The sequence below is a fragment of the Limnoraphis robusta BA-68 BA1 genome (genome assembly GCF_034932365.1).
Lineage (GTDB): Bacteria > Cyanobacteriota > Cyanobacteriia > Cyanobacteriales > Microcoleaceae > Capilliphycus > Capilliphycus robustus.
The window spans coordinates 118,120-142,079 of record NZ_JAYGHR010000063.1 but is presented as its reverse complement, the minus strand read 5'-3'; the positions used below and the strand labels follow the sequence as shown (position 1 = coordinate 142,079).

The window sequence follows — 23,960 nt, the reverse complement described above, 5'->3', positions numbered from 1 at the left end:
ATGATCGAGCTTCTAGAATCTACCTCAACAAACCTTTATCAAGCGACGACCTTAGTTGAACTGCTAAAGTATCGAGCCGCAACCCAAAGTGATCGCATTGGTTTCATCTTTCTTACTGATGGCGAGATGGACGAAGTTCGTCTCAGCTACGGGGCTTTAGATCAACAAGCCAGAGCGATCGCGAACCAACTTCAGGGGCGAAAAGGAGAACGCGCCCTTCTACTCTACCCACCCAGTTTAGAATATATTTGCGCTTTATTCGGATGTTTTTATGCAGGCGTTGTCGCGGTTCCAGCTTATCCCCCTCGGCGCAACTCCAACCTTTTACGGTTACAAAGTATTATCGCAGATGCTCAAGCTAGCGTTATTTTAACGACTACTCCATTATTAGAAAATATTCAAAAATTTGCGACTAACTCTATTATCACCACAGATCATTTAATCCCTAATTTTTACTCAAGAGAAGAAGTTAACATTACTCCTGAAACCCTCGCCTTTTTACAATATACCTCGGGTTCAACGGGAAACCCTAAAGGGGTAATGCTAACTCACGAAAACTTACTTCACAACTCAAAAATCATCCATCATTGCTTTGAACATACTGCAAATAGCCGATGTGTAATTTGGTTGCCTCCTTACCATGATATGGGATTAATAGGAGGAATTTTGCAACCTTTTTATGGTGGTTTTCCTGTTATTTTAATGTCGCCTGTTAATTTTCTCCAAAAACCGATTCGTTGGTTACAAACTATTTCCCGTTATCAAGCAACAACGAGCGGCGCTCCTAACTTTGCTTATCAACTTTGTCTGCAAAAAATTAAACCTAAACAATTAAAAACCCTCGATCTCAGCAGTTGGGATGTGGCTTTTGTAGGGGCTGAACCTATTCAAGCCAAAACCTTAGAAAACTTTGCTGAAACTTTTGCAAGTTGTGGCTTTCGTTCAGAAGCATTTTATCCTTGCTATGGTTTAGCAGAGGCGACGTTATTTGTCTCAGGTGGGAAGAAATCAAAACCTCTAATTGTGCAAACTATTGATAGAAAAAAATTAGGTTATAATATTATTGTAGAATCTAAAAATTTTAGTAACGCTCAAAAAATAATAAGTTGTGGTCAAGTCGAATTTGATTACAACCTGGCAATTGTTCAGCCTGAAAGTTTAACCGCTTGTTCAGAGGGAGAAATTGGCGAAATTTGGATCTCTGGGGCAAGTGTGACACGAGGATATTGGCAAAAAACCGAACTGACTCAACAAACTTTTAAAGCCTATTTATCAACGGGAGAAGGGCCGTTTTTAAGAACAGGAGATTTAGGATTTATAAAAAATGGGGAACTGTTTGTAACCGGACGTTTAAAAGAAGTGATTATTATTAGAGGTCGCAATTATTATCCCCAAGATATCGAACAAACGGTTCAAAAAATTAGTTCAGATTTTCGTTTAGGTTGTGCTGCTGCTTTTGGAGTCGAACTTGAAGGCGAAGAGCGTTTAGTTATCGTTCAAGAAGTCGAACGAACAGCTTTAAAAACCCTTGATATTAATAACACTATTGAAAAAATTAAACGCGCCATTTCAGAACATCATCAACTGCAAGTGTATGAAGTGATTTTCCTGAAACCCGGTACAATTCCCAAAACCACGAGCAACAAAATTAAACGTTATGCTTGTCGTGAACAATATCTAGAAAATCGTTTAGATGCTATTAATTATTCTGATTTTTCCTCCCTTAATCAAGCGAATAATTCGTCGGAAAAAACCGATCAATTGATTCAATGGTTGCGTCAGTATGCGAGTGAAAATATTAACTCTCGTCTCATAGATGAACGGCGCTGTATTCCCCCTCATATTGTTCTCGATTTTGGCAACAAAGGACTGTTAGGAATGCAGGTTCCAAATGAGTATTGCGGCTTGGGTTTAAACAATGTTGAGACCCTAAAAATATTAGAACAACTCGGTGCAATTGATACCACTTTAGCGCTATTTGTTGGACTCAATAATATATTAGGAATTCGCCCCATTCTCAAATTTGGCAACAACATTTTAAAAGCCGAACTTCTCCCCAAACTGGCGACCGGCCGGGAACTGGCCGCTTTTGCCCTCACCGAACCTAGTGCCGGGTCAAATCCCCAAGCCATCGAGTCCACCGCGACTAACAATTCAGGCAGTTGGTTACTCAACGGGACAAAAATCTGGAGTGGTTCTGCGGCCTGGGCTGGTGCGATTAACGTCTTCGTCAAACACCCAGAAACAGGCGGAATCAGTGCTTTTGTGGTGCTTCGAGGGACACCCGGACTGCGACAGGGGCCAGAAGCCCTCACGATGGGAATGCGGGGCATGGTGCAGAATACGGTTTATCTCAATGATGTGTTAGTTGAGAAAGACTCTCTATTAGGCGAGGCAGGTCAGGGGTTAAACGTCGCCCAAGACGCCATGATGTACGGGCGTTTGGCAATTGCAGCCGCAAGTATTGGCGGAATGAAACGATGCGCCCAGTTGATGTTACGGTATAGCCAACGACGGGTTATTTCTACCGGACACCTGATTAATAACCCGTTTATTTTAAGTCGCTTAAATGAATTAACGGCTGAAATTACGGCGATAGAAACGTTAGTTAATCGCATCGCAAAATTATTAGATAAAGGTGAATTTGTTCCCGCAGAAGCTTATACTGTTTGCAAAACCGCAGGTGCAGAATTTTTCTGGAAAGCCGCAGATAATTTAGTGCAGATATTGGGAGGACGAGGATATATTGAAACGAATTTCGCCCCTCAGATTTTACGCGATGCCAGAGTTTTACGGATTTTTGAAGGGCCGACAGAAACGTTAAATTTCTTTCTCGGTTCACGAGTGCTTAATAATAGCCAAGAATTAGAACAATTTATGAGTCAAACCCTGGGCGCACCGGAAGTTTATCAAAGACTCATTGATGGGGCTGAACAAATCCGTGATCTCACTTCTGTAGAATGTTTTTCATCCTTACAAATTCGCCAATGGGTTTCAATTCAGGTCGGAGAATTAGCAACATTTGGGATTTTATGGGCAGCTTTAAAGGGGTTAAATTCGACCTCTCAAGAAATTCAACGTTCTCTAAATTGGACACAACTAAATTTTGAACAAAAACTGACTCAAGCCCTTTCTAAAACACCGAATGATGCTGTTGTCAGATTAGTTAATCAAACCACAGATTTAATCTATAGTTATATTGAAAGCATTGGAGAAATCGAACAAACTTTTCCGGGTGAAGACACGGAAGTTGATCAATTACTTCAAAAATCTGATTCAAGAAGTATTAGAGAAGTTCAAGTAAAAGTTTCACCTCAAGACTATAAAGAAATCTGCTTTAAATCCCTCTCTAATCTTAACCCTTCTCAATCAACTGAACGTTTACAAGATGAGTTAATTGAGTGGCTGAGTCGCAAGTTAAAAATACCTGTTCATCAAATAGACCCTACTCATGCCTTTGCCGATTATGGAATGGACTCAGTGATGGCGGTTGAATTAGCCCAGGATTTAGAAGAAAAATTAGGACTTTCTCAGCCCTTAGAAGCGACAATAGCCTGGAACTTTCCAACGATTAAATCTCTCGCCCAGTATCTCAGTCATTTAACCACTGGAACACAGCAAGAAACAGTAAAAACGCAGGAAAAACAACCACAAAAAGTTCAATCTACTCTCAACAATCTTGATTTACTTTCTGAAGTAGAAATGGCACAGTTACTCGCCCAAGAACTAGCAACAACAAAGGGGAGGTTAGGACAATGAATCAGAATTCCCCATCGACAGAATATCGAGAACTCCTCAAAGATGCACTGCTAGAAATACGCCATCTCCGTCAACAACTAGAAACGCAAACCGAAGCCATTGCCATTATTGGTTTAGGCTGTCGTTTTCCTGGGGGTGCAAACACTCCCGAAGCCTATTGGGAACTATTAAAAAATGGTGTTGATGCGATTACAGAAATTCCCAAACAACGTTGGGATGTCGAAAAATACTACGATTTAAACCCCGATATTCCTGGTAAAATGTATACCCGTTATGGAGGATTTATCGATAAAGTTTATCAATTTGATTCGCAATTTTTTGGGATTTCTCCGAGAGAAGCGATTAGTCTTGATCCTCAACAACGTTTACTGTTAGAAGTGAGTTATACCGCCCTCGAACAGGCCGGACAATCCCCCGAAAAGCTTCGAGGAAGTCAAACTGGAGTCTTTATTGGGATTAGTTTTGATGACTATTCTCGTCGTAATATTAATTCAGGAGATTTAACTCTAATTGATGCCTTTAGTAGTTTAGGAAATACCCGCAGTATTGCGGCTGGACGTATTGCTTATGTTTTCGGTTTTCATGGGCCGACACTTCAGTTAGACACGACTTGTTCTTCTTCTTTATTAGCCATTCATCTTGCTTGTCAAAGTCTGCGAAATAAAGAGTGCAATTTGGCTTTAGCAGGGGGAGTTAATTTAATGTTATCTCCCGAAGCAACCATTGGTTTTTGTAAATTAAAAGCCTTAGCTGCGGATGGTCGTTGTAAGACCTTTGATGCGAAAGCAGATGGTTATTCAAGAGGGGAAGGTTGCGGAATTGTTATTTTAAAAAGATTATCTGATGCTATTGCAAATCAAGATAATATATTAGCAATAATTAGAGGATCTGCGGTTAACCATGATGGTCAAAGTAACGGTTTAACTGCCCCCAATGGTTCCGCCCAAGAAGCCGTTATTCGTCAGGCTTTAGCGAATGCAAAAGTTCAATCAGAAGATATTCAATATGTAGAAGTTCATGGTACCGGAACCTCATTAGGCGACCCCATAGAAGTATTAGCACTGGCTAAAGTATTGGGAGAAAAACGTTCAAAAAATCAGCCTCTTTATGTAGGTTCAGTTAAAACAAATTTTGGACATTTAGAATCAGCAGCCGGAGTTGCGAGTTTCATTAAAGTAGTCTTAAGTTTACAGCATCAAAAGATTCCGCCCCATCTCCATTTTCAACAGCCTAATCCTTTCATTCCTTGGGAAAAATTACCTGTTCAAGTGCCACAGAAACTGACACCTTGGCAAACTGAAACTGAACAAAAGCTTGCTGGAATTAGTTCCTTTGGAATGAGTGGAACCAACGTTCATTTAATTGTCGAAAATGCACCGAAAGTTTTGGCTGAACCCAATTCAATTGAACGTTCTTATCATCTGTTAACTTTATCAGCAAAAACCGAAAAGGCTTTGCAAGAGTTAGCCCAAAGTTATCATCATTATTTAATCTCTCATTCAGATGTAACGTTAGCTGATATTTGTTTTACTGCTAATACCGGACGTTCTCACTTTGACTATCGTTTAGCAGTTGTTAGCCAAACCCCCCAGAAATTAAGTCAAACTCTGAGTGATTTTGTTACTAAACAAGAAATACCTGAACTATTTTACAAGCAAATTCTAAGTAAACAGCACCCTAAAATAGCCTTTTTATTTACAGGACAAGGTAGCCAATATGAAGGAATGGCACTGCAACTTTATCAAACTCAACCCCTCTTCAGAAACACTCTCAATCATTGCGCGGAACTTCTCCAAAATCATTTAGATATCCCGTTATTATACCTGCTTTATTCGCCGTATTGTCAACCCTTAGTCCATCAAACTCTCTACACTCAACCTGCTTTATTTGCTGTTGAATATTCTCTCTGTCAACTGTGGAAATCTTGGGGAATTCAACCCGATATTCTCCTGGGTCATAGTTTAGGAGAATATGTCGCTGCTTGTGTTGCGGGAGTCTTCAGTTTAGAAGAGGGACTCCAACTCGTTGCCACTCGCGCCCGTTTAATGCAGCAACTTCGGCAAAATGGCGAAATGATTGTGGTTTTTGCTGACGAAAAAACGGTAAAAGCTTGTCTTGAGTCACAGCCGAATCAGGTAGACATAGCTGTTATTAATAGTCCGCAAAATACCGTTATTTCCGGTGAAAGTAAAGCCGTTAAAAAAGTCGTAGAATCTCTCAATCAACAAGGATACAAAACCCAAAAACTCCCGGTTTCCCATGCGTTTCATTCTCGTCTTGTTGAACCGATGTTAGCCGAGTTTAGGGAAGTCGCAGAAAAAATTCAGTATAATTTGCCGTCAATTGATATTGTTTCTAACGTTACGGGAACATTAGCAACCGAAGAAATAACAACCGCAGAATATTGGTGTCGTCATCTCCGTCAGTCCGTGAAATTTGCTTCGGGAATAGAGACATTAAACCAGTTAGGAATAGATATTTTTGTAGAAATAGGGCCAAAGCCAACATTGATTAGTTTAGGACAAAGTTGTTTAGAAAAAAGTGATAAATTGTGGTTAGCAACTCTCACCCCTAAACAAGATAATTGGCAAACAATATTATCGAGTTTATCTCAGTTGTATGTAGCGGGAGTCGAAGTGAATTGGTCAGGGTTTGACAAAGATTATTCTCGTCAACGGGTGGCTTTACCAACTTATCCTTTCCAACGCCAACGTTATTGGCAAGATATTCCTGAGATGAGGCTTTCTTCTAACTCTCAAAATCTTCATCCTTTACTGGGTAAAAAACTTAATGTAGCCAACTCACAAACCATTCACTTTGAAAGCAAACTGAGTCAAAATTATCCTCATTTTCTTCAAGATCATCGAATATTTGACCAAGCCATTTTACCTGCATCAGCTTATTTAGAAATGGCGTTAGCTGCGGGAAACAAAGTTAATCCTACAGATAATTTTGGGTTAGAAGATGTGGTTTTGCATCAGGCTATGATTCTTCCTGAAAATGGAGAAAAAACAGTTCAACTGATTTTAACTGCCCAGGAAAATCAAAGTTATCAGTTTGAAATTTTTAGCTTACTAGAAGCTTCACAAGTTTGGGTGAATCATGCCAGTGGAAAGTTAGCTATTCAAACTGATGCAGTTAAAAATATAAATAAATTCAATCTTAAAGCAGCAGAAAAAGGAAAAATTCAAACCGTTGAAGCTGTTTATCAAAATTATCAAAATCGAGGTATAACCTATGGTGATTCTTTTAAAATTTTAGATAAAGTCTACAGATTAGACTTGAAAGAAAACCAAGTTTTAGCGCAAATTAACCCCTCTGAAACTATTGTAGAAGAATTGAACCATTATCAAGTTCATCCCATTCTACTCGATGCTTGTTTTCAGGCGGTTGGTGCAGCCTTTTCAGAGGAACAGTTAGACACTTATTTACCCGTAAGTCTTAAGCAGCTTATTATTCATAAAAAACTAGATAAAAATCACTTTTGGAGTCAAGTTAAACTGCATTCTACATCGAATCCTAAAGTTTATTCTGCTGATATTTTAATAGCCAATTCAGAAGGGGAAATTACTGCACAAATCAATCAGCTACAAATTCAAGCGGTCACTCGTGAAGCGGTTTTAGGAAATTCCATTCCAAACCTACAAGATTGGTTGTATACCGTTGAATGGAAACCTCAACCCCTAAGTTCATCTGCAACTAATTTTGTAGTTCAGACTCAAGAAATTTTTGATGAGATTGTCCCCGAGTTTAGCCAATTTTTAAGTCAACCAAAATTTAAAAAATACGCTCAACTGTTACCTAAATTGGAAGATTTGAGCCTCAGCTATATTATCCAAGCGTTTAGACAGATGGGGTTTGAGTTTACAGCAAAACAGCAATTTTTATCTCAAGAATTAGCAGATAAATTAGGGATTACAAGCAAACAGCAACGTCTATTTGAACGACTATTAGAAATATTATCAGAAGCCGGAATTATGCAAAGAAAAAATCTAGCTTGGGAAGTTATTCTAGAACCGATTAAAATAGATTCTCCGAGTCAGATTCAAACCCAACTCTGTCTAGACCCAGAAATAGAAGCGGAACTTTCCCTTTTAACTGCTTGTGGCTCTCATTTAGCAGAAGTTTTGCAAGGAAAATTAGACCCCATACAGTTACTTTTTCCGAGTGGAGATGTTAGCTTTTTAACTCAACTTTATCAAAACTCACCCGGAGCAAAAGTGATGAATACCTTAGTCGAAAAGGTTATTCAAAAAGCTCTAGAAAATCAACCTCAAACCCAAAAGCTAAAAGTTCTCGAAATTGGGGCGGGAACTGGCGGAACAACAGCCTATATATTACCCCATTTAAAAACAGAAAATATTGAATATATTTTTACAGATGTTTCTCCATTGTTCACCACGAAAGCAGAACAGAAGTTTAAGGACTATTCCTGTGTTCGCTATCAACTTCTAGACATTGAAAAAGACCCAAATTTACAAGGATATAAATCCGAAAGTCATCAGATAATTATTGCAGCTAACGTATTACACGCCACCGCAGATTTACGCCAAACCTTAGCTCATGTCAAGCAATTATTAGCACCAGGGGGAATGCTGGTATTACTCGAAGGAACTCAACCTTTATCCTGGCTAGATATTATCTTTGGTTTAACAGAAGGATGGTGGAAATTTAGCGATAATTTCCGTCCCAATTATCCTCTAATTTCAGCCTCTCAGTGGAAAAACTTACTATCAGAAAATGGATTTGAACAAGTTGCAACACTTGAACCCTCACAAATTGATTCGGATAGTTTTTCTCAGCAAACTGTTATTGTTGCTCAAAAAGAACGATATAAATTAGCAGAGAATACAACTCAAAAACACTGGTTAATTTTTGCAGATAGCCAAGGCGTTGGTCAAAAATTAGCAGAGAGTTTACAAGAAATCGGAGAACATTCAACGCTCGTTTTTGCTGGTTTAGATTATCAACAGTTAACCCAAAATGAGTTTCAGATAGACTCAAATAATATTAGTCACTATCACCATCTACTCGAAACACTTCAAACTCAAAATATTACGGTGCGAGGAGTCGTCAACCTCTGGAGTTTAGAAAGTCTTTCCAATTCCTTGCCCCCTAAATCCCCCAATCATGGGGGACTTGAAAAAATGAGGGAATCAGAAGGTTCCCCCCAAATTTGGGGGGCTAGGGGGGCAAAACTTGCTATAAGTTCTGAGGAATTAAAAATAGCTTCTCGGCTAGGATGGAATAGTACGTTAAATATAGTTCAGTCTTTAGTGAAAACTGTAGACTCAGAATTACCGAGTTTATGGCTAGTAACCAGTGGTTCAATTTCAACTGGAGAGAATGGAACTTTATCAGGAATCGTTCAATCACCTGTTTGGGGAATGGGTAAAGTTATCGCTTTAGAACATCCAGAAATTAAATGTGTTAGAATTGATTTAGATGCTAAATATAATATTAAGAATAAGGCTGAAATTTTATTCAAAGAAATACAAACAAATAGCAATGAAGATCAAATCGCTTGGCGCAATGATACTCGTTCGGTAGGACGGTTAATACGTTTAAGTCAACTTAAAAACGCTGAAACTTTGCCGGTTCCAAACGAACCTTATCAACTGACTGTTTCTCAACGAGGAACCTTAGATAATCTTCAATTAATCTCTTTACCCCGTCGTAAACCTGATAAAAAAGAAGTAGAAATTCAAGTCAAAGCAACAGGACTCAATTTCCGCGATATTCTGAACACGTTGGGGCTTTATCCCGGAGAAGCAGGTTTATTAGGCTGTGAATGTGCAGGGGAAATTGTTCGCATCGGTGATCAGGTTAACGGTTTAAATATTGGAGATCAAGTAATAGCAATTGCTGCGGGTAGTTTCAGTCAGTTTGTGACAGTTAATGTAGCAATGGTTGCTCAAATTCCTGAAAGTTTAAGCTATGAAGAAGCCGCTACCATTCCGGTTACATTTTTAACCGCTTATTACACTTTAAATCATCTCGCAAAAATAACTAAAGGAGACAAAATTTTAATTCATTCTGCCGCAGGGGGTGTGGGTCAAGCAGCAGTTCAGTTAGCCCAAAAAGCTGGGGCGGAAGTCTTTGCAACAGCCAGTCCAAGTAAATGGGAATTTCTCAAATCATTAGGAATTAAACATATTATGAACTCCCGAACTTTAGAATTTGCTGATGAAATTATGCAGCGAACACAAGGCCAGGGTGTTGATATTATTCTCAATTCTTTAGCTGGTGAATATAATTATAAAAGTTTTTCGGTACTTAAAGATAATGGACGTTTTGTTGAAATAGGAAAAAGCGGTTTAAATCATAATCAAGTTTATAAAATTAAACCCAATGCGTCCTATTTTCAGATTAATCTAGTTGAAGAGTGCCAGAAAAAACCGGACTTAATTCAATCGATATTGCATCATATTATGCAACAATTTAAAGAAGAAAAACTGTATCCACTTCCTCGCAAAGTATTTACAGTTCAAAAGTCTAAAGAAGCCTTTCTACAGATGCAACAAGCCAAACATATTGGTAAAATTGTGATTTCCAATTCACCCATTCGAGGTGATGGAACTTATTTGATTACCGGAGGTTTAGGAGATTTAGGATTACTATTAGCCGATTGGTTAGTTCAAAAAGGATCAAAATATTTAGTCTTAGTCAGTCGTCGTTCTGTTGACTCAGTAATTAAAGAAAAAATCACTCAATTAGAAGAAGCTGGAGCAAAAGTTATAACAGCTCAAGCCGATGTTTCTAACTCAAATCAACTCACTGATATCTTTCAAAAAATAGAACAAACTATGCCTCCTTTACGGGGTGTCTTTCATGCAGCAGGACTGCTAAATGATGGCGTATTAATGCAACTCAACAGCGAACGATTTGAACGAGTAATGGCTCCTAAAATTAAAGGCGCTTGGAATTTGCATCAGTTGAGTCAAAATAAACCGCTTGACTTGTTTATTCTCTTTTCTTCAGCAACAGCATTATTAGGTTCACCTGGACAAGCAAATCACGTTTCTGCTAACACATTTTTAGATGCTTTAGCTCACTATCGTCAGGGTTTAGGATTACCTGGACTAAGTATTAATTGGGGAGCTTGGTCAGAGATTGGAGCCGCTGCAAATCAAGCCAAAACTAACATCAGTTTTCAAGGAGTTGGGACGATTTCTCCCAAACAAGGGTTAGAAATATTAGAACAATTAATCACGCAACCTAGCCCACAAGTTGGGGTGGTTCCCATTGATTGGTCGCAGTTTTTACAAGCAAATAAAAAACTTACACCCTTTTTTGCAGAATTTAGTTCAACTTCTGAAACTAAAAAAATAGACAATTTATCGTCTTGGCTACCACAACTTCAACAAACACCTCTGAAAAACCGTCGAGCAGTATTAGGAAAGTTAATAAAAGGTGAAATCGTCAATATTCTCGGCTTTCAACCTACAGAACTAGATCTAAAAACCGGATTTTTTGATTTAGGAATGGATTCTCTGACTTCTGTTGAATTAAAAAATCGATTGCAAACGGGTTTAGAATGTACTTTGCCTTCTACGGTTGCATTTGACTATCCGACAACAGAAACTTTAATTAACTATCTAGAAAGTATTATTCCGATAGAGTTTAAACGAGAACCTGTCAAAGTTCCTGACCCCATACCCAAACATTTAGAAATAGAAATAAATCAAGAACTCTCAGAAGATGAAATAGCGAATAAACTTGATAAAAAATTAGCGGATATTGATAAATTTATAAACTTAGAGGAGGAAAAATAATGAATAATAAAACTTCTGAACCAATAGATAATCGTTCCAGACTAAACCGAGCATTGCAAGCTCTAGAAAAAATGCAGTCTAAGCTCACAGAAATGGAATCAACTCGTACTGAACCGATTGCCATTATCGGGTTAGCCTGTCGGTTTCCAGGTGCAAGAAATCCTGATGAATTTTGGCTCTTATTACAGCAAGGAAAAGATGCAATTTCAGAAGTTACTCCCGACCGTTGGAATATCGAAACTTACTATAATTCAAACCCTGAAACACCGGGAAAAATATCAACTCGTTATGGTGGATTTGTTCCAAATTTAGCTGAATTTGATGCTCAGTTTTTTGGAATTTCACCGCGAGAAGCTGTTAGTCTAGACCCTCAACATCGCTTACTTTTAGAGGTGAGTTGGGAAGCTTTAGAAAATGCAGGTATCATCCCTGAAAAGCTGACTGAAAAACAAACTGGAGTCTTTATCGGAATTAGCAGTAACGACTATTCTCAACAGTTATTAACGAGAGAGATTACAGAAATTGATGCCTATCTTGCTACCGGAAATTCCCACAGTACCGCCGCAGGTCGTCTCTCCTATTTGTTAGGTTTTACGGGTCCTAGTTTAGCTGTAGACACCGCTTGTTCATCTTCATTGGTGAGTGTTCATTTAGCCTGTCAAAGCTTGCGAAACAAAGAATGTAATCTCGCTTTAGCTGGAGGTGTAAACAGAATTATTTCACCCGAATTTAGCATCAACTTTTCCAAAGCTAAAATGCTGGCTTCTGATGGTCGCTGTAAAAGTTTTGATGCAGCAGCCGATGGTTTTGTTCGTTCAGAAGGCTGCGGAATTATTATTCTTAAACGTTTATCTGATGCAATTAGTAATGGAGATAAAATATTAGCTGTAATTCGAGGTTCAGCAATTAATCAAGATGGTCATAGCAGTGGGTTAACTGTTCCGAACGGCCCCTCTCAGCAAGCTGTAATTCATCAAGCCCTAGAAAATAGTAAAGTTAATCCCGCACAAATTAACTATATTGAGGCACATGGAACAGGTACAAGTTTAGGTGATCCCATAGAAATTGGGGCGTTAGGGGCTGTTTTTCGCCACACTCACACCTCAGAAAAACCATTAATTGTGGGTTCAGTAAAAACCAATATTGGTCATCTCGAAGCGGCGGCTGGAATTGCAGGATTAATTAAAGTCGTATTAGCATTGCAATATGAAAATATCCCACTTCATCTGCATTTTAAAACCCCTAATCCTCATATTAATTGGGATGAATTGCCTATCACTATTCCCACACAATTAATGCCTTGGCGTTCAGGAGAAATACCTCGACTAGCCGGTGTAAGTTCGTTTGGATTTAGTGGAACAAATGCTCACATTATTTTAGAAGAAGCTCCTTCTATTAATAGAGCTAAAATTTCAGAGAATCGCCCTTTACATCTGTTGACTATCTCAGCAAAAACACCCGTAGCCATTGAAGAATATTGTCAAAAATATGAACAATATTTAGCTCAATCTCAATCCTCTTTAGAAGATATTTGTTTCAGTGCAAATACCGGGCGTTCACATTTCCAGTATAGACTCGGTATCACTGCTAGTTCTCTTGAAGAACTTCATCAAAAGCTGAGTAACAAAACCGATATGATTCAAGGTGAAAGATTCTCTAATTCTCCTAAAATAGCTTTTTTATTTACCGGACAAGGTTCACAATATGAAGGTATAGCCCAACAACTCTATCAAACTCAACCCCGCTTCAGAAATAGCCTTAACCACTGTGCAGAAATCCTGAAAAGTTATCTTGATATCCCTTTATTAGACCTGCTTTATTCGCCTAATTTTCAATCCTTAATTCATCAAACAATCTATACTCAACCTGCTTTATTTGCTGTTGAATATTCCCTCTGTCAACTCTGGAAATCTTGGGGAATTCAACCGGATATTTTGATGGGTCATAGTTTAGGAGAATACGTCGCCGCTTGTGTGGCGGGAGTGTTTAGTTTAGAAGATGGACTTCAACTGGTTGTCACCCGCGCCCGTTTAATGCAGCAACTTCCCCAAAAGGGCGAAATGGTTGTGGTATTTGCTGATGAAAAAACTGTCAAAGCTTATCTAGAATTCCAGCCCAATACAGTAGAAATAGCCGTGATTAATAGTCCAGAAAATACTGTTATTTCTGGTAATCATCAAGCCATTCAGCAAGCGATAGAAGTTATAAGTACACAAGGATATAAAACTCAAAAACTCTCGGTATCTCATGGATTTCACTCCCATTTAGTAGAACCGATGTTAGCAGAGTTTCAGAAAGTTGCAGCCAAAGTTAAGTATCATCGACCAATCATCGATATTGTTTCTAATGTCACTGGAACGTTAGCCACAGAAGAAATAGCAACGCCTGAATATTGGTGTCGTCATCTCCGTCAAAGCGTGAAATTTTCTGCGGGAATAGAGACGTTAAATCAGTTAGGAATAGAAGTTTTTATAGAAATCGGGCCAAAACCGACATTAATAAATTTAGGACACAGTTGTTTAGGAGAAACTGAGAAATTATGGTTAGCCAGTCTCTCACCGAAACAGCAGAATTGGGAGACACTATTATCGAGTTTATCTCAATTATATCTAGCGGGAGTTGAGGTCAATTGGTTAGGGTTTGATCAAGATTATTCTCGCCAACGAGTTGCTTTACCTACTTATCCTTTTCAACGTCAACGTTATTGGTTCAAGAAGCCTAATCATAAGCCTAAGTATCAAAAGCTAGAATATAATCAACATCTATTATTAGGAAGCAAACTCAATCTAGCTAAGTCTGATATGCTTTTATTTGAAAATATAATGAGCTTAGAAAATTTAGAATTTATTAAACATCATCGTGTTTTTGATACAGTTATTTTGCCAGCAGCAGGTTTTATTGAAATAGTCTTAACGGCTGGATATCAGGTGACTAAGACGACAAATCTAGCATTAGAAGAAGTGAATATAAAAGCCCCTTTAACTCTGATTGAAAATGAAGATAAAATTTTACAGACTGTTTTAACTTCTGAATCTAACCAAGCATATAGCTTTGAAATTTTTAGTTTAGCTGAATCTGATTCTCAGTCTTCCTGGCTACTTCATGCAAGTGGAAAATTTAAAATCGAAACCCCTAGCCAGTCTCAAGCTATTAAAACTCCAGATATTTTTCAGGAAGAAATTAACCTAGAAAACTATTATCAGCAGTTAGAAGCGAGAGGAATAAAATTTGGTGAAGATTTTCAAGTGATTCGCCAACTCTGGAGTAATAGTTCACAGTCTTTAGGTCTGATAACAATTTCCGAAAAACTGATGAACGAAAGTTCAAACTATATATTTCATCCAGTATTATTAGACGGATGCTTACAAGTTTTAGGTGCAAGTATAAGTCAAAAAAATACGTCAACAGCTTATTTACCTATCGGCTTAGAACGATTTACCTTATATAATAATCCCGGTTTTACAGTCAAAAGTTTTGCTGAAATAAGACCCGCTAAATCTCAGAATCAACAAACTTTAGTGGCAGATATCAAAATTACTGATTTAGATAACAAACTCATTGCGACAATAGAAGGCTTACAACTTCAACCTGTCAGCCCTGAATTACTCTTTAAAAATCAATCCAATTTATTTGATGATTGGCTATATCAAATTGAATGGAAATCTCAAAATAATACAAATACAACAAAATCGGCGGATTATCTGCTTAAACCTGAAGACATCAGACAACGATTCTCTTCCCAATGTACTCAATTAATTAATCAACCAGAGATAGTCAAATATCATGAATTATTACTCGAACTAGAGTCATTGAGTTCAGCTTATATTATCAAAACTTTTCAGGACATGGGTTTAAATTTGCAGACACATCAACAATTTTCAACTGAAGAATTATTACTAAAATCAAGAATCGTTAGCCAACACAAAAGACTGTTTAATCGATTACTAGAAATATTAGTAGAAGATCAGATATTAGTTGCTGATGAAAAAGATCATTGGCGGGTCATTAATATTCCTGATAAATCACCCGTCGAAGTAAAATATAATATCTTATTAGAACGTTATCCCAACGCTCAAGCAGAATTAACTTTATTACATAATTGCGGTTCACAACTGGCTGAAGTTTTGCGCGGAAATTGTGATTCAACTCAGTTACTTTTTCCGAAGGGAGATTTAACTTTAACCACTCAACTTTACCAAAATTCTCCAGGTGCAAAAGTAATGAATACTATGATTCAAAAAGCAGTCAGTTTAGCATTAGAAAATATTCCCCCTGAACAAAAGATCAGAATCTTAGAAATTGGAGCAGGAACTGGGGGAACAACTGCTTACTTACTTCCGCATCTGAATCCATATCAAATAGAATATATTTATACCGATATTTCCCCTCTATTTGTTAATAAAGCAAAACAGAAGTTTCAAGACTATGATTTTATAGATTATCAAATTCTCAATATAGAAAAGCCTATAAAATCACAAAATTTTGAAAGTCATCAATATGATATTGTGATCGCGGCTAATGTTTTACACGCTACTGCAAACTTAAAGCAAGTTTTGGAGAACATCCAAAATTTACTTGTTGCTAAAGGACTACTGATTTTATTAGAAGGAACTCAACCTTTGCGATGGTTTGACTTAACGTTTGGCTTGACAGAAGGATGGTGGAAATTTAATGATCAAGAGATTCGTCCCAACTATCCTTTAATTCCTGCTTCTCAATGGCAAAATCTATTACAAGAAAGTGCGTTTGACAAAGCTATAACCTTAACAGAAAATTATAATAAACCTCTTGAACAAGCAGTTATTATAGCTCAAAATAGTCAACTCAATCAGTCAGAATCAAAGGAATGGTTAATTTTTGCAGATCAGCAAGGAATGACTCAACAACTTGCTCAACTTTTGACAGAGCAGGGAGAATCTTGTACTTTAGTGTTTGCAGGACAAAAATACCAACAAGTTAATCAGCGAACCTATCAAGTTGATCCTAATAAAATAGATGATTTTAATAAAATTTTTATAACTTTCAAAACAAAAAAAATAATCTTTAGAAAAGTTATATATTTATGGAGTTTAGAGACTTTGCAACCTGAAGTTTGGAGTTTTGAAGAACTAACAAAAACTGCAAAAACAGGATGGGAAAGCTTATTAAACTTAACTCAGTCCTTGATAAAAAATTATTCTCAGCCCCCCTCTTTAGCTATTCTAACTAGAGGTTCTGTTGCGACCGGAGTAGAAGCTAATTTATCAGGAATAGCCTATTCTCCCTTATGGGGATTGGGGAAAGTCATTGCTTTAGAACATCCAGAACTACACTGTGTTCAAGTTGATTTAGATCCAGAAAAATCGCTAGAAAATCAAGCCCATATCTTGCTAACTGAACTTAAACATACAACAACCGAAAATCAAGTATCATTTCGTCAAAATACTCGTCAAATCTCTCGATTAACTCGTTATAAAACAGACAAGTTAAACCGATTAAAATTTCCAAATAATCAACCCTTTAAACTGGCAATTTCTCAACGGGGAACACCCGATAGCTTGCAATTACAACCAACAACTCGCCGTCAACCCAAGCCAGGAGAAGTTGAAATTGAAGTCAAAGTAACGGGACTGAACTTCATTGATATTTTAGATACATTAGGTGTACTACCCTTTAAACGAGATTGGTTTGGGGTAGAATGTGCAGGTGAAATTGTTGCAGTTGGAGAGGGTGTAAAACACATCAAAATAGGTGACAAAGTGATCGCGCTTGCGTCGGGAAGTTTTAATCAATATGTAACTGTTAACGCTCAGTTAGTCACGTTGAAACCTGTTCATTTAAGTTTTGAGGAAGCGGCTACAATTCCCGCAAATTTCATAACAACTTATTATGCCTTACATCATCTTGCAAAAATTTCAAAAGGAGACAAAATTTTAATTCATTCTGCCGCCGGGGGGACAGGAATGGCGGCTGTAAAAATTGCCCAAGCTGTGGGAGCAGAAGTCTTTGCAACGGCAAGTTCTAGTAAGTGGGAATATTTAAAAACATTAGGTATAAAACACATTATGAACTCCCGAACATTGGAATTTGCTGATGAAATCATGCAGATCACTCAAAACCAGGGTGTTGATATTGTTTTTAACTCTTTATCGGGAGAGTTTATTCCTAAAAGTTTATCTGTTATGAAAGAAAAAGGACGTTTTCTAGAAATTGGTAAACGAGAAGTGTGGAGTTTAACTCAAGTTCAGAAAGTCAAGCCTAATCTCTGTTATTACCTGATTGATTTAATGAGTACCGCTCAAGAAAAGCCTGATTTAATTCAGTCACTTTTATCAGAAATTGTCCAGAAGTTTACAACCCAAGAATTACAACCGCTACCTCGCAAAGTCTTTAGTATTCAAAATGCACCTGCGGCTTTTCGCTATATGCAACAAGCCAAACATATCGGTAAAATTGTCATCACAAACTCAACTCAAGAAAATTGGAAAGATTTCTCGGAGGGAACCTATTTAATTACAGGAGGTTTGGGAGGATTAGGACTGTTAGTTGCTCGTTGGCTGGTTGAAAAAGGAGCAAAAAATTTAGTATTATTAAGTCGGAGTAATCCCAACTCAGAAACTCAAACAACACTAGATGAATTAGAAAGACTTGGAGCGAAAGTTATTATTACTCAAGCTGACATTTCAGACGATAAAAAAGTCACTGATATTTTACATAAAATTCAACAAAATTTACCTCCATTACGAGGAATTTTTTATGCTGCTGGAGTATTAGAAGATGGTGTATTAACGCAACTCAACTCTGAAAAATTTGAGCGCGTAATGAAGCCAAAAATGCACGGAGCTTGGAACTTACACCAATTAACAAAAGATATCCCTCTCGACTATTTTGTACTCTTTTCTTCGGCTGCTTCGCTGTTAGGTTCACCTGGGCAAGCGAATCACGTCGCAGCGAATACTTTTCTGGATACACTTGCTCACTATCGGCAAATGTTGGGCTTACCTGGACTTAGTATTAATTGGGGTGCTTGGTCTGAAGTCGGAGCGGCGGCTGAACGTCAAGTTAGTCAGCACATGAGCCTCAAGGGAGTAGGAACGATTTCTCCTCAGCAAGGGCTAGAAATTTTAGAGGAATTAATCGCTCAACCCGACCCACAAGTTGGGGTAATTCCGATAGATTGGTCGCGTTTTTTACAACAAGGATTAACTTCCCCTTTCTTCTCAGAAATTATCCCAACAGAAGCACAACCAAAACAGACAAAAAACTCAAAAATAATCCAAAAATTGGCAACCCTTCCCGCTAATGAGCATGAATCTCTTTTAATTTCTTATTTGCAAGCTGAAGTCGGTAAAGTGTTAGGACTGCAACCCTGTCAATTTCCTGATACCAAGCAAGGCTTTTTTGATATGGGGATGGACTCTTTGATGATAATGGAACTCAGAAATCGTTTGGAGAATAGTTTGGGAAAATCTGTTCCTTCAACTGTTATTTTTGAATATCCAACTATACAAGATTTAGTGACATATATTAGAACTGAATTTTTATTAACGGATTCGTTGAATAATTTAAATAAAGATGTTACTATTATTCAACAAACTCAAGCTGAATTTTTATCCAATAATATAGAATATTCTATTACTCAAGAACTTGAAAACTTAGAGAAATTATTAGGAGGTTAAACCGATGAACAACTTATCTTCATCTCAACGCATACTTGCCGCTCTTACAGAAGCTCGAACCAAGCTCGAAGCTGTAGAACAAGAGAAAAATGAACGAGTTGCTATTATTGGCATGGCGGGTCGTTTTCCGGGCGCTCAAACCGTTGATCAGTTCTGGGAAAATATAAAAAATGGGGTCAACTCTATACAATTTTTATCGGATGAAGAATTAGTTTCATCTGGTGTGAGTTTAGATGAAATTAATGCTCCAAACTATGTCAAAGCTTATGCCAGTTTTGACCAGATTGAATACTTTGATGCCGCCTTTTTTGGTTACTCTCCCCGAGAAGCAGAACTGATTGATCCTCAACATAAAATTTTTCTAGAATGTGCCTGGGAAGCTTTAGAAAATGCAGGCTATGACCCTGAACGTTATTCCGGTAAAATAGGAGTTTATGGAGGTTCAGCTTTAAACAATTACATCATTAATCTTTACAACAATACTGCTTTAAGAAAATCGGTAGACTCGGTGCAGTTTGTCATCAGTAATGTTATGGGTTTAATGCCCACTAGAGTTTCTTATAAATTCAACCTAAAAGGCCCTAGTTGTGGAATTCAAACGGGGTGTTCAACCTCATTAGTCAGTGTTCATATTGCTTGTCAAAGTTTACTGAAACAAGAATGTGATATTGCCTTAGCAGGTGGAGTTACAGTTAATTCCGCTAGAAAGTCAGGTTATCTTTATAAAGAAGACGGAATTGCTTCTCCTGATGGTTATTGTCGGGCTTTTGATGCGAATGCCAAAGGAACAGTTTTCGGAAATGGAGTGGGTATTGTTGTCTTAAAACGGCTGAGTAAAGCCTTAGAAGATGGCGATCAAATTTATGCCGTTATTCGAGGTTCAGCCATTAATAATGATGGTTCTCAAAAAGTGGGTTTAACTGCTCCTAGTGTAACAGGTCAAGCGGAAGTTATTGCAAGCGCCATTGCCAAAGCCGGTGTAGAACCTGAGACGATTAATTACATAGAAACGCATGGTACTGGAACAGCATTAGGTGATCCGATTGAAATTTCTGCTTTGACAAAAGTTTTTGGTAAAAGTAATAATCAATATTGTGCTATAGGTTCAGTCAAAAGCAACATCGGACATTTAGATGCAGCCGCAGGAATTGCGGGATTAATTAAAGCGACATTAGCCCTGAAAAATCAGCAAATTCCCCCCAGTTTAAACTTTGAGAATCCCAACCCTCAAATTAACTTTGCTGACAGTGCATTTTATGTCAATACTCAACTGTCAAATTGGGAAACAAAAGGCACGCCTCGCCGTGCTGGAGTCAGTTCTTTTGGTATGGGAGGAACGAATGCTCATATCATTCTTGAAGAAGCTCCTCAAGTCGAAATTTCTAGCAATTCTCGTCCTTGGAAATTGCTCTTAGTTTCTGCCAAAACACCATCAGCTTTAGAAACAGCAACAACTCAACTTGCAACCTATCTCAAACAGCATTCAAATTTAAACTTAGCAGATGTAGCTTATACTTTACAAACCGGAAGAAAACATCACGAATATCGCCAATTTTTAGTCTGTAAAGAGTTAAAAGATGCTATTGAAACTTTAGATCACTCTGAAAATAAATCCCAAAAATTATTAACAAAATTCTATCAACATAGCCCCCAAACTATTGTGTTTATGTTCTCGGGGCAAGGGAGTCAATATATTAATATGGCGTTAGAACTCTATGAAACAGAACCTATTTTTAGACAAATAATTGATGAGTGTAGTGAACTTATAAAAACCTATTTAGAGCAAGATATAAGAGAAATAATCTATCCAAAACCGCATCTAGAAAACAACTTAATTAATGAAACAGCCTATGCACAACCCGCACTATTTATAATAGAATATGCTTTGGCTAAACTGTGGATAAGTTGGGGCGTAAAACCTCAAGCAATGATTGGTCATAGTATTGGAGAATACGTTGCTGCAACTTTGGCGGGTGTGTTTTCTTTAGAAGATGCTTTAGCCTTAGTTGCAACCCGAGGAAAACTGATGCAAACCTGTCCATCTGGGGCTATGCTTTCGGTTTTTTCAACACTGGAAACAATACAATCTATCCTTCCTAAAGAATTAGTAATTGCAACGATTAATTCTCCCGATTTATGTGTTGTGTCCGGTTCAAACACTGCGATTGAAACCTTCGAGCAAGTTTTGATTCAACAAAATATTACCTATCGTCGTTTACATACATCTCATGCTTTTCATTCTCCTTTAATGGAACCAATTTTAGACGAATTTAAACAGATAGTTACCAAGATTAACCTAAATCCTCCTGCAATTCCCGTCATATCCAATTTAACAGGAACTTGGCTGACTGCAACTGAACCAACTCAAGCTGAATATTGGGTTCAACACTTAAGAAAAACAGTGCAGTTTTCTGAGGGAATTAAACAGGTATTGCAAAAGCAAAATCCTCTATTACTGGAAGTTGGGCCAGGACGGACATTGACTATATTTGCCAAACAGCATCAACCTGATATAAATGCCTTAACAACCTTGCGTCATCCCCAAGATAAACACTCAGATCATGCTCATATTTTAGAAACTTTAGGACAACTTTGGCTATCGGGAATAGAAGTTAATTGGTCGGCACTTTATCCGAATGAACGACATCCGAATGAACGACGCCAGCGTGTACCCTTACCCACTTATCCTTTTGAACGACAATATTATTGGATTGAACCTCAAGCTGAAACTAATAATTCTCAAGAAAAACCTCAACAACCGCATAAAAAGTCTAATTTAGCTGAATGGTTTTATGTTCCTTCTTGGAAACGTTCAACCCTTCCTAAGCTTTCATCTAATACAGAACGTAAATATTGGTTGGTTTTTGTGGATGAAATTGGATTGGGTGAAAAAATTGTTCAACGCTTAATAGCAGAAAATCAAGTTGTAGCTGAAGTCAGGATTGGAGAAAAGTTTATTCAACTTACTGAGACTTTATTTGAGATCAATCCTGAAAAATTTGATGACTATCAATATTTAATAAAAATCCTGAAACAAAACAACTTTGTTCCCAATGAGATACTTCATTTTTGGGGAACAGAATCAGCAGATCATTTCAATTCGACTTTAGAAATTTATTTTGAATCTTATCAAAATAAAGGTTTCTATAGCTTACTCGCTTTAGTTCAAGCAATTACTCAACAAAACATTGATACCCCTGTAAAACTGACAACAGTTACGAATAATATTCACGATGTACTCGGTACAGAACCTCTCAATCCTGCTCAAGTAACACAATTGGGATTATGCAAAGTTATTTCGCAAGAATATCCCCATATTACCTGCAAAAATATTGATGTTGCTGTTCCCAAAAATTCGGATTTATTCACAAAAGTGATCGATCAATTGATAGCGGAATTGCAACACAATTCTACAGAGCCAGTCGTTGCTTATCGAGATCGATATCGATGGATACAAACATTTGAATCGTTGTTGTTACCCGAACATTCTGCAAAAGAAACACGATTTATAAAAAATGGCGTATACTTAATTGCAGGAGATTTAGTTGAAGGATTAGGATTAGTTTATGCACAGTATTTAACTCAAGAATTAGAAGCAAAACTGATTTTAATCGGTCGTTCAACCTTACCGGAAAAACATCAATGGGAACAGTGGTTAGTCTCACATGGTCAGCAAGATAATATAAGTAAATGTATTCGTAAACTGCAAGCCTTAGAAACATCGGGAGCAGAATTTTTATTCTTCAGTGCTGACTTAGCAGATGAAACAAAAATGCAGTCAATTGTCACTCAAGCCTATGAAAAATTTGGTCAAATTAATGGGGTAATTCATGCTGGAACAATGGGAGATAGATCAAGCTGTCCACTTCAAGATTTAGACCTAGAAAAATGTCATAATCAGTTCCAAATGAAAGTTATAGGATTAATTACACTTGCTAAAATTTTTGAGGGTAAAAAATTAGATTTTTATCTGTTACAATCTTCTCTGTCGTCAATTGTGGGAGGCGTAGGATTTGGTGCTTATACAGCCGCTAATTTATTTATGGATGCCTTTGCTAACCAACAAAATAAAACGAGTTCAACACCCTGGATTAGTGTTAATTGGGATGCGTGTCAATGGGACGAAGAATCAACCTCTCAAAAAACAGGTTCAGCCTTGATTGATTTAGCGATAAAACCTGATGAAGTTTGGCAAATATCGAAACGAATTTTATCACAAAATATTATTTCTCAACTCGCCGTTTCACCTAGAGATTTACACGCTAGAATTGAGCAGTCAATTCAACAAAAAACTTATGAAAACTCAGAGATATTACAACTGGCTAAAGCGGATAAATTAAACTCTAATCATGCTCGACCCCATCTGCCAACTGATTATTCTGCCCCTCGAAATGAGATTGAACAAATTATTGCTAATGCAATGCAAGATTTATTAGGAATAGAGAAAGTAGGAATTTATGATAACTTTTTTGAGTTAGGTGGGCATTCATTACTAGCAATTCAGATTATTTCCCGTTTGCGAGAAAAATTTCAAATAGATATTCCAATGCGAGAGTTCTTATTTGAATCACCGAGTGTTGCTGGTATTGCAAAAATCATTGAGGAAAATCAATCCAAAATAACAGATGATCCAGAGATTGAAAGACTATTAGAAGAAGTCGAAAAATTATCTTCACAAGAAGTTGAAAATTTGCTATCAATTCAGGGAAGCGTCTCTGAAGATTATGAAAAAACGTAATTGTAAGTATATATTGCTAAACAACATAAA

4 protein-coding genes are annotated in these 23,960 nt (G+C 37.4%); all 4 read left to right on the top strand.

Translation table 11 applies throughout. From position 1 onward, the window contains the following. The 4 genes from VB836_RS15685 to VB836_RS15670 are packed head-to-tail and all read left to right on the top strand — an operon-like array spanning position 1 to position 23,930. On the top strand, positions 1-3,759 hold the full coding sequence (locus VB836_RS15685) for an AMP-binding protein (protein ID WP_323220505.1): 3,759 nt from the start codon (positions 1-3) through the stop codon (positions 3,757-3,759). Next, positions 3,756-11,534: an SDR family NAD(P)-dependent oxidoreductase gene (locus tag VB836_RS15680; protein WP_323220503.1), complete on the top strand. Its 7,779-nt coding sequence runs from the start codon at positions 3,756-3,758 to the stop codon at positions 11,532-11,534. Before VB836_RS15685 ends, VB836_RS15680 begins: the two co-directional genes overlap by 4 nt. Further along, entirely contained in the window at positions 11,534-19,192 is a 7,659-nt protein-coding gene (locus VB836_RS15675; RefSeq protein ID WP_323220501.1) for an SDR family NAD(P)-dependent oxidoreductase, read from the top strand. Before VB836_RS15680 ends, VB836_RS15675 begins: the two co-directional genes overlap by 1 nt. Before the next feature lie 4 nt (positions 19,193-19,196). After that, positions 19,197-23,930: a type I polyketide synthase gene (locus VB836_RS15670; protein WP_323220499.1), complete on the top strand. Its 4,734-nt coding sequence runs from the start codon at positions 19,197-19,199 to the stop codon at positions 23,928-23,930. Positions 23,931-23,960: the final 30 nt, after the last annotated feature.